Annotated in this window: 8 protein-coding genes and 1 pseudogene; all 9 read right to left on the bottom strand. The window is 44.0% G+C overall.

Translation table 11 applies throughout. From position 1 onward, the window contains the following. Positions 1-198 (bottom strand): annotated as a pseudogene (locus tag LKX84_RS16415) (hypothetical protein); the annotation flags it as partial. Between the two features lie 30 nt (positions 199-228). Then, positions 229-2415, bottom strand: coding sequence for a pyrroloquinoline quinone-dependent dehydrogenase (locus tag LKX84_RS16410; RefSeq protein WP_228238559.1), 2187 nt, complete (start codon positions 2413-2415; stop codon positions 229-231). 25 nt (positions 2416-2440) lie between these two features. Then, a complete protein-coding gene (locus tag LKX84_RS16405; protein WP_228238558.1) occupies positions 2441-2902 on the bottom strand; it encodes a nuclear transport factor 2 family protein in 462 nt (153 codons plus the stop codon). Positions 2903-2909: 7 nt separating this feature from the next. Further along, positions 2910-3839 carry an RraA family protein gene (locus LKX84_RS16400; RefSeq protein WP_228238555.1) on the bottom strand — a complete coding sequence of 310 codons (930 nt, stop codon included), beginning with the start codon at positions 3837-3839 and terminating at the stop codon, positions 2910-2912. Between the two features lie 117 nt (positions 3840-3956). Beyond that, positions 3957-5456 (bottom strand): mandelate racemase/muconate lactonizing enzyme family protein, encoded by a 1500-nt coding sequence (locus LKX84_RS16395; protein ID WP_228238553.1) that lies wholly within the window; start codon positions 5454-5456, stop codon positions 3957-3959. A gap of 22 nt (positions 5457-5478) precedes the next feature. After that, positions 5479-7011: a SusD/RagB family nutrient-binding outer membrane lipoprotein gene (locus LKX84_RS16390; RefSeq protein ID WP_228238551.1), complete on the bottom strand. Its 1533-nt coding sequence runs from the start codon at positions 7009-7011 to the stop codon at positions 5479-5481. Between the two features lie 10 nt (positions 7012-7021). Then, a complete protein-coding gene (locus LKX84_RS16385) occupies positions 7022-10525 on the bottom strand; it encodes a SusC/RagA family TonB-linked outer membrane protein (RefSeq protein ID WP_228238550.1) in 3504 nt (1167 codons plus the stop codon). A 91-nt stretch (positions 10526-10616) separates the two neighbouring features. Beyond that, positions 10617-11810, bottom strand: a complete 1194-nt coding sequence (locus LKX84_RS16380) for a FecR family protein (protein ID WP_228238549.1) — start codon at positions 11808-11810, stop codon at positions 10617-10619. 84 nt (positions 11811-11894) lie between these two features. Further along, positions 11895-12437 carry a sigma-70 family RNA polymerase sigma factor gene (locus LKX84_RS16375; RefSeq protein ID WP_228238548.1) on the bottom strand — a complete coding sequence of 181 codons (543 nt, stop codon included), beginning with the start codon at positions 12435-12437 and terminating at the stop codon, positions 11895-11897. Positions 12438-12563: the final 126 nt, after the last annotated feature.

The raw sequence follows: 12563 nt of genomic DNA, 5'->3' as shown, positions 1-12563 counted from the left end.
TCCTGCAAAAATCAAAACCGCGAACACAAAGCCCTTCAACATTTTATAACCGTTGAAGCCAATGGCCAAAAGCGCAAAAAAAGATATGATAAAAGGCCCGGCACCTGAAATGTTTCCTTGGATGGCATGGTAAACAAAAATCAATAAGGCTACCGCTGCTAGGACCAAGGATATGTTATGTATAGTCTTCTTTTTCAAAATCAAAAATTTTAAAAGTTAGTTTAATTATTATTCTTTTAGGGTAAAAGCGATATAATCCCCACCTGGTTTTTGTCCCCGGCCACCACCTGCGGCAATCACTACATATTGTTTGCCATCCACTTCGTAGGTGATGGGTGTGGCAAATCCCCCTGCAGGAAGTTGATATTCCCAAACCACCGCTCCTGTTTTCTTGTCAAAAGCCCTTATTTTTTCATCTTTTGTCCCGGCAATGAATACCAATCCGCCTGCCGTCACTATAGGGCCGCCGTAACTTTCGGTACCTGTTATGGGTACTCCCTTTTCTGTAAGTTCAGGATATTCACCTAATGGGACTCTCCATAAATATTCCCCAGTGCTCAAATCAATCGCATTCAAGGTTCCCCAAGGTGGTTTTATGGCCGGATAGCCATCTTGGTCCGTTAGTTTTTTCCATGTTTTGATGACATATTTGGCTTCGTAACCAAAACTCTTTTCTTCTTCTGCATTTTCTTCGCTTGCCGTTTTTTCAGGATTGGCAGTTTGATGCATTCCTGTGGGCAAATCCAAAATATAGGTGGCAATGGCCCTTCTTCCTTCTTCGGGAATATGTTGAAATGAAGGCATCCTACCTGTTCCTGATTTGAGCAACTCCAAAATCTGTGCTTCCGTGGACCGTTCCCCAATACCTACAAGGCTCGGAAACTCAGTAGTGCCCGTTCTATCAACACCATGACACATGGCACAGTTCCTTTGGTAACGCTCTTCTCCCGTCAAAACCTTTTCACGCTCCTTTCTTCTGGTTTCAGCATCTTCCATCACCAAAAGCCAAGGATCATCATTGGAGTTTTGGTAGAGAACGCCATCCAAATCGGTGGCATTGCCTCCCCACTCGGCCCCACCACTGTATCCGAACATGATGGTCCCCTTTTCATTGGGCAAGGCAAACTTTTCATCTGTCCGATATTGGTCGAAGAACTCCTTCACAAAGGCATGCGATTCTGGAGATAAATCCGTGATGATATCCTCTGTAAAAACTTGATGTGACAAGGGTTGGGGTTTCAAAGGAAACTTCTGTACCGGATAGGGATGTTCGCCCGGCAGTCCTCCTTCCGTAGGAACCGAACGTTCCTCCATTGGAAAAATAGAAGTCCCGGAATCCCTTTCCAAAACATAAATGAGTCCATCCTTGCTCACTTGCACCACCACATCCAACTTTTTACCATTGTGGGTTATGGTCGCTAAATTGGGTGGACAAGGCAAATCCCTGTCCCAAAGGTCATGTTGTACCGTTTGAAAATACCATTTTAGTTTTCCCGTGGATGCATCCAACGCTACCACACTGTTCCCAAAAAGATTCTTTCCTTCCCTATTGCCCCCATAAAAATCCGAGGATGCGGAACCTGTACCGAAGTAGACCACTCCACGATCTACATCCAAAGACATACCTCCCCAGCTATTGGCCCCTCCCTGTTCTTTGTAGGCTTCTTTTGGCCAGGTATCATATCCTTCTTCGCCAGGTCGAGGTATGGTATGGAATGTCCACTCCAACCCTCCTGTGATGATGTTGAAGGCACGGACATCGCCAGGAGCGGCATTGCCTCCTTCAGAAACACTGGAGCCTGTGATGTACAAATCCTTGTAAACAATTCCCGGACTGGTGGCATTAACGGCCGAAGCACTGATGTCCACATCCAAACCCTCAGCCAAGCCTGTATGAAGGTCTACCTTTCCTTGGGTTCCAAATGTTTCAATTGCTTTACCTGACCTAGCATTTACGGCATACAGAAACGAACCCGAGGTATAGAGAATCCTTCTGTCTTCTCCTTTTTCCCAATAGGTGATTCCCCTACTGGCACTGATGTTGTACCTTCTGCCATCCGCCATGGGTTCAAACTTCCAAAGTTCCTCCCCTGTGGCGGCATTCAAAGCAAATAGATTAAGTTCAGGAGTTGTGCCATATAGGATGCCATCCTTTACAATGGGTTGGCATTGGATAGCCTTCGGTCTTTCGGGAACCTTTCCATTCACATAGTCACGGGCATCATAAACCCATGCCACTTCCAAATTCTGGACATTTTCTTTATTGATTTGATCTAAAGGGGAATATCTTTTGTTACTCCGATTGCCCCCATACACAGGCCAATCCTTTCCTGTTTCCAAATCGATGTATTCATCCTTTTCCGTTTCCACGGCACATCCGAATACCATAAAGCCGACCAAAACCGACAACATCATTCTTTGCATTTTAAATCAACTTATCTCAGCTAGGAAGTTTATACGCCTGGCGGGCCAACAGTACTATCTTGTCATTTTCATCCAACTGGAACACCATGATGATCCCAATATGCACTTTGGTCGGTTGGCCTGCATTTGTGGCATCGGCAGAAAGTATGTGCCTAACGATGGCCACATTTTCTGATATGTTCACGCTTTGGTTATCATTGGTAATGGAAATAAACTGGAAGGCACCATGGACCACATCATCAACAAATTCTGCCTTGTCCTGAATTTTTCCACTGGAGTGGCCGTAGCTCAGGTTGGTGGCCGTAACGGCTTTGAGTGCAGCTTCGTCCCGTGCGATTACGGCATCATCAAACTTTTTAAGGGTCTGCAGCACCATTTCCTTGTCCAATTGTTTTTGGTCAGTGGAAGTAGCACAAGATGTGATGGCACACACACCAATGAACAATATGATCTGTTTAAGTATTCGTATTTTTCCCATAATCAGATCAATAATTGTTCTTTTTAAGATGATCGTTCAATTCGGCACGGGTCATCGGTAATTTGGTATCGGGATATTTCTTGAGCCAATCCGTGAAATCAGCCTTGATTTCATCCGTCCAACGGGTATCAATCTGACCTGCGGTATATTTCTTCTCTTTTAATCTTTGGAAACCGAATTCATCCCGAAGCGCCACCACTTCCGAAGAAATCACCAATTCGGCAACCAGATGTGAGGGTATAAAAATAGTTCCGTGTCTGTTCGCTAAAACCACATCGCCGGGCAGAACGGTGGATCGACCTATGCGGATAGGTGCATTGATCGTGGTAAGCATTTGCTCTTGGAGGTAGGAAGGGTCTTCATCGCGGTACCAGCCGTTAAAACCTTCAATTTCAAGGAGTCCACCCAAATCCCGAACGCCACCATCGAACACCACTCCATTTTTGGAATTGGCATAAATAGCATTTCCCAAGTTGGATCCGATAAGGGTTCCGTCAATAATCCTTCCATAGCCATCGGCCACATATACATCACCGTTGACCAAAATTTCGATAGGCCAAGAATTGCTTCCTCCAATTGTGTCCCTTTTTTCTTGGGCTCCCTGTAGTTTTACATATTTACTTAAATCTGGGCGTAAGGGCATATATTGTGCGGTCACTACACGTCCGGTCATGACCCCTTCGGGATGGATGATCTTCCAGCCTCCTTCGTATTGGTTGTTGAATCCTTTTCGTCGGAGGTAGCCCCAAGCTTCCTCTATCCGTATTTTTTTCAGTCTACCCAATAGGGCATCCGATACTTTGGGCCTGCCATCGGAAAAACGCTCTCCTTCCCATTGACTGGTCAAAGCTTTAATATACTCCGGGGACGAACCCACTTTTTGTGCATTCAAACCAAGTGTTATAGCAAGGCATGCCAATAGCACTATATTTTTCATTTGATTTCTTTTCATCTTGATTTTAGTTTGGTTCATCAAAAAAAATTAATCAAAGCCCATGATCTTTAAAATTGACCATGGGCCTATCTTAATTAACTAAACAACTTAGCTTCACTACTAGCTATAAGTTCTATCATGTGACCTCAACTCATCCCATTCCTTGGTTGACTTGAAGAAGCTCTTATCGGTTGGATGCAAGTGCTCCTTGACCACGTCTTCGTTCAGTTCAATTCCAAGTCCCGGGGCAGTCAACGGTACTGTGGCAAATCCTTTGTCTATCATTTTATATCCACCAACGGTTGTTACAAGGTCTTCCCACCATGGTACATCCACGGAATGGTGTTCCAGTGCCAAGAAATTTTGGGTAGCCGCCGCACAGTGTACGTTGGACATGAAGGAAACTGGCGTACCCGCTTGGTGCATAGCCATGGCAATGCCGTATTCCTCGGCATAATCACCAATACGTTTTGTTTCAAGCAAACCACCGGAAGAAGCCAAATCAGGATGGATAATGTCCACCGACCTGTTCTCTATCAAAGGCTTAAAGTCTTGCAACAAATAAATGTCCTCGCCTGTGGTGGTAGGGGTTTCAATGGCATCAGTAATGGTCCTCCACTGTTCGTGGTACTGCCATGGTACCATATCCTCAAACCAAGCCAGTCGATACTTATCCAATTTCTTGGCCAATCGAATTCCATTGTTCAGGTCGAAGTGTCCGTAATGATCAGTTGAAATCGGGATTTCATAACCGACCATGTTGCGGACATTTTCCACAATCTGGGCCAAATCGTCCAATCCTTTTTCGGTAATCTGAATCTGTGTAAAAGGGTGCATGGTGTTTCCATAAGACATCAAGTTTCTTCGATCTCCCCACTGGGCCAAGACGCCTCTTTCGTTTTCCCAAAACTTGCCATTTACCACAGTTCCAGGTTTACCTCGCAGTTCACCAATGGAAACATCCATTTTTAACCAGGTATAGCCTTGATCTTTTGTACGGTACTCGATCAAGCGTTTTTGTTCTTCCGGGGAACCGGCTTCCGGTGTATCGGCATATAAGCGAACCTTGTCTCGATACCTTCCTCCCAATAGTTGCCATGCAGGAACATTATAGGCTTTTCCACAAATATCCCAAAGGGCCATTTCCACACCACAAACGCCACCTGCTTGGCGTGCAGGTCCTCCAAATTGCCTGATGCTTTTGAAGATTTTTTCCACATTACATGGGTTTTCACCTAAAATGCGACTCTTCAGAAAGAGAGCATACCGTACATCGGCTGCATCCCTAACTTCACCCAAACCATAAATACCTTGGTTGGTCTCTATTTTGATAATGGCCGTACCACCCATTACATTGGTGAGCGCATAGCGCATATCGGTAATCTTCAAATCTGAAGGGGCGGACATACGGCTCACTTTGGAAGTGGTCTGGGCAATGGTATCTTCAATGCCCAAGCCCATCATACCGGTCATGGCAATTCCTCCCAAGGCTGTTTTCTTTAGAAAATCACGTCTGGCATCTGTTGTCCTTGGATTTTCAATTTCAGCCTGTCGTGCCAGTTTATAATCGTTTTCTTCTTTTTTGTTCTTTGCTATGATATGTTTTAATACTGATTTCATGTGCATTTTGATTTAGTTTGATTTATTGTTCGTCCCACCAAACATGGGTATCGAGGTTGTCCGGTCCCATTCTGGAAACGGCCTCATTCAGATTGGCACCATTTACTGCAATCTCAGCATTGGGGTACGTCAACCTATTGATGAAATCCCCAGTGATGTCCTGTCCAGGATAGGTGTTTGGCGGTAACGTGGGGAATCCTGATCTCCTGAAATTGGCGTAGGCTTCTGGTCCATTCAAGAAGGAGGAAACCCAGTACTGTGTATTGATCAATTCTAGGTTACTGGTTCCATCCAAGGTGTTGGCAGCCACATAAGTATCAATATCCGTAGCATCGATGGCGGTATCAGTACCGTATGCCGCCATTTGCTCCATATTTGCACGGATTCCTGCCTCAAAATAATCTTGGGGATTACCTGTAATCCAGCCTCTTTCAGCAGCCTCTGCCAACAACAATTGGGTCTGGGAATAGGTCAACAGAAATTGTGGGGAACTAATGGTGACCATCCTTCTTCTATCCACCTGACTAAAGGCATAGAAGCTTTCCAAACCAAGGTCTGCCACCACTGGATTTATGGATACGTTATCATACCCAACCGGCATTCCGATTTGATCGGTGGGATCTGTGGAAGCATTATCCACGGTTTGTTCCGCACCTGAAGCCGCGCCAATATATCGCACCGCGATGGAGGCCAATCTCGGATCGGAGTTTGATGAAAGATAATCCACGAAAAATCCGGTCAAATAAAAGTTATTGGCTTCAGAACCATTTAGATACCCTCCAATTGGACTATTGAAATTGTTATCATGACGAACCACAAAATTGTCATCATTGGATTCCAAAACTCCTCCATTAAAGGCATAAATTGCCGTTTCCTGGGCCAATTGTGGATCCACTTTCACCAATCGCATTCCTATGCGAAGCAACAGGGAATACCCCAATTTTCTCCATTGGTCCAAATCTCCCGAATACATGACCTCGCCATCTTCATCTTCGGCTGACTCTGAAAAGCCTTCCACAGCAGTTTTTAATTGAGCGATCATATCGGTATAAATGAATTCCTGTGAATCGTATTTGGGCAATACAATCTGATCTGATAAGCCTTTACCGGCTTCGGAATATGGGACATCGCCATAGGTGTCGGTCAATACCATAAAGGCATAGGACTGTACAATAGTGGCCATGTGGAGCAGATTGCTTCTTTCAGGTTTATCTGCCAATTGTGCAATCAAATCGCCCGTGTGCTTGATCACGGACTCATAGTAATCGGTCCATTGTAATTCGGTTGCACTTCGGTTATCTTGATTATAATTGGCACCCGTCAATATTCCTGAGTTGGGCGTTACGATTTGTTGTACAATACCCATGTCATAAATTACTTGTCCGTTGGAAAAGGACAATCCTATAATGGCATTGTTCAACAAGAAGGTCGGGTCAACGCTTTCACTGGTGGGATCTACTGAATTGGTGTTTATTTCATCGAAATCTTTCTCACAACCAATAAAGAGGAACACAACCATGAGCATTGTTGCTATGATCTTTTTATTGTCTTTCATAATTCTTCTCTTAAAATTTTAGATTTAGATTAAAGCCCATGCTACGCGTTGTCGGCACACCGGTAGACTCCAATCCCGAAACGTTGTCCGAGCTGTAACTGAAAGAATCCGGATCAATATTGTCTACCCATTTCTTGAGCAACAACACGTTGTTGGCCACAAGACTTAAGGTTGCTCCCCTGATGAAGGAATCTTCAGGAATGAACTTTTGGAAATCGTAACCCAGGGTCACCTGTCTTAATTTCCAATAACCACCATTATACACAATGGGTTCTATAATCTGTGAGGAACGGACCACCTCCCAATATCTTTGGGATTCCGTGGCAACGGTATTGGTCTCCCCTGCTTGGTTCACCCCGTCGCCGATAACACCAGTATCCCTTCCTGGAAGGGTCATTTTGTGCAATCCATGACGTACCGCATTGAAGTTGGTTCCGGAAATCATCTTGTTACCCAACTTGAAATCTATCAAGAAAGAAAAATTAAAATCCTTGTACTTGAACGTATTGGTAATACCCCCGATCCATTTGGGAAGGGCACTTCCAAAATATTGGATCTCATCGGTACGAAGCGCACGGCCATCGTCCCCAAAAATCTGTCTTCCTTGTTCGTCACGTTTGTATCCGAAACCTGCCAATTGTCCAATTTCTTCACCTACCACTTGATACAGGAATCCATTGAAAACGTGGTTTCCCACCAATATTGATTCCCCAGGAGTATCGGTCAATAGACTGATGACCTTGGTCTTGTTATAAGAGGTGTTGATGTTGACATCCCAACGGAAGTCATTGGTTCGGATCGGGTTCAAGCTGAGCATGGCTTCTACCCCATCGCTCCTACTTTCACCACTATTGATCAAAGTGCTCACAAATCCAGAAGTATTGGAAATCTGAGCGGGAATGATCTGATCTATCGTGGTCTTGCGATATACGGCTACGTCCAAGCCAACCCTATTATCGAACATTCGTAGATCAAGTCCGATTTCCGTCTCCTTGGTACGCATGGGCCTCAAATCCGGATTGGGCAATGTACTGGTATTGGCACCCGCCACCGGTTGGGAATCCCCATTGCTATTAGGGAAAAAGTTAGAGTTTATATCATAGAACAAAGCGTTGGAATACGGGGGCACATCCGTGTCGCTACCCACCTCTGCATAGGCTACGCGAAGTTTGGCAAACGTGAGCCAATCCGGTTGTTCCGCAAAGGCATTGGAAACAATGTAGCTGGCAGCCACCGAAGGATACAAGATACTCCTGTTTTCAGGAGACAAGGTGGAAAACCAATCGTTCCTCAACGTCGCACTCAAAAAATAAGTGTCCTGGAAAGAAACGTCGGCAGCTCCGTACAAGGAATTCACCGCGCGCTCGGATAAACTATAGGAAGGATCTTTCACTCGACCATTTTGCACAGTATACAATCCACGGATCACAAAATCGGTAACATCTACCCGATTCACATCCAAAGTACGCTTCATCCTGTTACCACCCACATTCAAACCAATGGACAAGTCCTCGGAAATATCCTTGTTGGCAGAGATTAGGAAATCCACATTGGTTTCCCTAAATCTTCTGGCTTCCTGGGTATAAGTACCGTTCACGAATCCGTCTGGAGCTGCGGCCCTAGAAGCCTGTCCCGTTGGGAATCCGTTGTAATCCTGAGACCTGGACCAGTAATCCTGACCACCACGTAATTGGGCGTTCAACCAAGGAAGAATGTTGTATTTGAGGGCAATATTACCGAAAATACGATCCCGCTTTATATTGTTAAACTGCTCGGAAAGGGTGAAATAAGGATTCGTCCTGTTCCTGAAACGGGAATACACATACTCGTTCCCGTTTTCGTCAAACTTGTTAGCTTCCAACACATCCAATGGCATGGAATTGGCCAAGTTGAAGAGGGAAACCGGAATGGTGTTGTCCTGTTGCCCAACGTTAGGAGGGTTTGTATTTTTCTCGTTCGAGTAGTTGATATGTGCCTCAAAGCTCAAATCATCCGAAAGGTTGTAGGTGGTACCCAAACTGATGGTACTCCTAGCAAATTCATTGTTTGGTGTAATGCCTTCACTTTTCAGGTTGGAAAGGGAAACATTGAATCCACCTTTTTCATTTCCGCCAGCAAAAGAGATGGAGTTGGTCACATCCAAACCGTTTCTGTAGAATTTCTTGATCCGATCATAAACCGGTTCGTAGGGCACTTCCAACCCATTGAAAAGAATCTGGGTCATTCCAGGCTCAAAACGTTCACCGAAAGACCATTGTCCCGAGGTTGGATTGGCAGCTGTTGGCCGAATCCCGTTTTCACCTTGTCCATATTCGTATTGGTAATCGGTAAAATCCAAAGGGGTATGGTTGGTCACGTTCAAATTATAAGTGATTCCCAATCCATCACCCGATCCACGGCTCTTGGTGGTGATCATGATGACACCATCCTTCGCCCTAGATCCATATAATGCTGCACCAGTTGCTCCTTTTAATATGGTCATGCTTTCAATATCATCTGGGTTGATGCTGGAAAAACCATCTCCACCATCAGAAAACACGCCTCCACTATTGGTACCCACTTCTGTGCTTGTACTACCCGGACTGGTTCCAAAGGTTGTATTGTCAATAGGAACACCGTTCACCACGATCAACGGGTTGTTGGTCCCGGAAATGGATGACTGTCCACGGATCCTGACTTTGGATGAACCTCCAGGTCCAGTACTGAGAGAGGAAATGTTGACCCCCGCCACCTTACCTTGAAGGGTATTCATAAAGTTGGAAGATCGGTTCACGTTTACCTCATCGGCATCCACTTGGGCCACAGAATAGCCCAGCTTTTTGGTTTCTTGCTTGATTCCCAAGGCAGTGACCACAACTTCGTTCAGGTTTTGGGTATCTTCTTGAAGGACTACGTTGATGACCGATGCTCCACCAACAGGAACCTCCTTTTTGGAAAACCCTATGGAACTTACCACTAAAATAGCGTTGGGGTTTTGGACCGTGATCTGGAAAAGTCCATCAAAATCGGCAGCCACACCATTGGTAGTGCCTTTTTCAATTACGGATGCACCGGGAATTGGTGCCCCACTGGCATCTGTCACTTTTCCTGAAACCGAGTTTTGCAACGGAGCAGTTTCCGCATAACCTGATTTGGAATCGAGAGCTTCCAAAACATTGGGCCTGGGTTTCAATACAATTTGTTGTTTGTTGAAAATGTAGAGAATGTTGGTTCCCTGGAATAGCTGATCCAAAATCTCTGTGATCAGTTGTTGATCTGCCGATACCGAAACCTTTCGGTGGGTATCGATCTTCTTGTTGTCGTAAAAGAACTTGAACTCCGACACAGATTCAATCTGCTCGAACACTTGCTCAATCTCCACATTGTCCATGGCCAACGTTAGTCTGGTTTTCTGTGAATAGGAATTGGCATGCGTCGAGAAAAATGAAACTATAAAAAGAAAAACGGTCAGTTTCACGGTTAACGACAGGTTGTTAGTTAAACAAGGCAGAGTGCGCTTGATGTAATTTTTCATACCTTTGTAATGTTTTTAGTTAACTTATTTTTTAAGTTGATAATCTCAATCGGGAAGGTGTTGCAGCATCTCCCGATTTTTTTATGTGCATTTATTTCATAGGCGGTTCCGAGTTTTGGTTATTTAATATGGTTATTTGCTTTCCTTCAATTTTATACTCGAATTTGGTTTCCGATACAAAGGTGTTCAGTACCTCCTCCATGGATTCCACATCAAAAGTTGCCGTGAACGTTCTGTTATTCAAGGCCTCATTTTTATTATCGATGGTTACCCCATAATGCCTTTCCAGTTTTTTGATGATTTCCCTGAACTTTATTCCTCTTATGACCAGTTTACCTTGCATCCAACTGGTATATTGGTCCGTATCCACCTTTTCCATTTGTGCAGATTTGGATTTTTTGTCCCATTGGGCCATGTGACCGGGTTTCAGTAACATGGATGGGCCTTCGTCCAAATCGTTGTTATGGGTGGCGTTCACTTTTACGGAACCTTCCACCAAAACGGTATTGATATCTTCTTCCTCAGGATAGGCCGAAACATTGAACTTCGTACCCAATACCTCTACATCCAAGTTGTCACTGGTCACTACAAAAGGGTGGTCTTTATCCTTTGAAACCTCAAAAAATGCTTCACCCTGTAAATAGACCTGTCTCTTTTTACCGGGAAGGAAAGTTACCGGGTAGCGTAAAGATGACCCTGCATTCAGGTACACATGGGAATTATCGGAAAGTATGATGTCAAAACGTTGCCCGTTGGGAATCGTCAAGGTATTGTAGACCAGTTCATCCATGGTTTCGTTGTTGGTATAGTTCAATTGGTGGCCACTTCTCTGTCCAAGTTTATTGCCTTGTTTATCCACAAGTTCTTGTTGGTCCGAAGAGGAAAGCTCTATTTTTTCGCCATTGTCCAAAACCAAAACAATCCCCTGCTGCTGTTGTACTATATCCGCAGCAACTTTTCCTTGCTTAAAATTCAAGCTCCAATAGAAGTACCCTGCAGTGAGGGCCACTACAAAAATGGCCGCATACTTGTAGGTGCTTTGCAAAAGCCTGCGCTTCTTGCTTTGTTTTTTGGAAGCATAGCGCAGCATTACCTTCTTCCAGGCATCCTCGGCATTCAATCGGGACAATGCGGAAATATCACCTCCGTTATTATGGTAGTTCTCTATACTTTGAAATAAGAATTGATTTTCTTCAGATTCGGACAGCCATTGCTCCAACTCGGCTTTTTCCGAATTACTCAATGTGGAAGTCAATTTTTTATGTACCAAAAAGGCAATTTCCATAGGAATGTAACTTAACGGTGCTGGCACCTTTTACCTATAGAATTACGAAAACAGAAAAATGGGTAGTGGTTATTTGTTAAAATTTCAATTTTTAACACTTAAAAAAGTAACAATGGCAATGATAAAGCCAAAAAAATAGGACCCACTTAACGTATGGCGAAGGATTTTAAAGGCTTTTTTTAGGTGATATTTGACGGTATTTGTAGAAATTCCCATGATATCTGCCGTATTTTGGTACTGTAAGCCTTCAATAATACACAGCTCGAACACCCGTTTGCTTTGCTCAGGCAAAACATTTAATGCCATTTGAACCTTTTCCCTTTCTTCTTGATGGATCAATTCCTGCTCGTAAGAAGTATCAAACAACGAAATGGTATCATCCAGCTTACGAACTTTTTGATCCTGTTTTATTTTTTGCAGACTTGCATTTTTTACTGCAACCTTGATGTAATTGGAAAGACCTTCAATCTCATTTATCTCTTTCCGAGTTAGCATTTTGACCATCACATCCTGAACCACATCCTCCGCAGCCTGCATGTCATGGAGGTAGGCAAATGAAAGAAAGCACCACTCTTGATAGTGCTCCAAAAAAATCTGCTTTATGGTCTCGTTAGTTGGTTTCTTCATTGTTCAAAAAATGCACCCAAAAGCTTGAGGTTATTTTCTATTGTGAAATAGATAAAATAAGCGCTAAAATTTTGAAAAATCCATCTAATATATTCAAATAATTCTGAATATGTAAAAAATGACTTG

Origin of the sequence: Allomuricauda sp. M10 (assembly GCF_020782875.1) — a bacterium.
Lineage (GTDB): Bacteria > Bacteroidota > Bacteroidia > Flavobacteriales > Flavobacteriaceae > Flagellimonas.
Note: the sequence above shows the minus strand (reverse complement) of the source record. Positions and strands in the feature narration are given on the sequence as shown.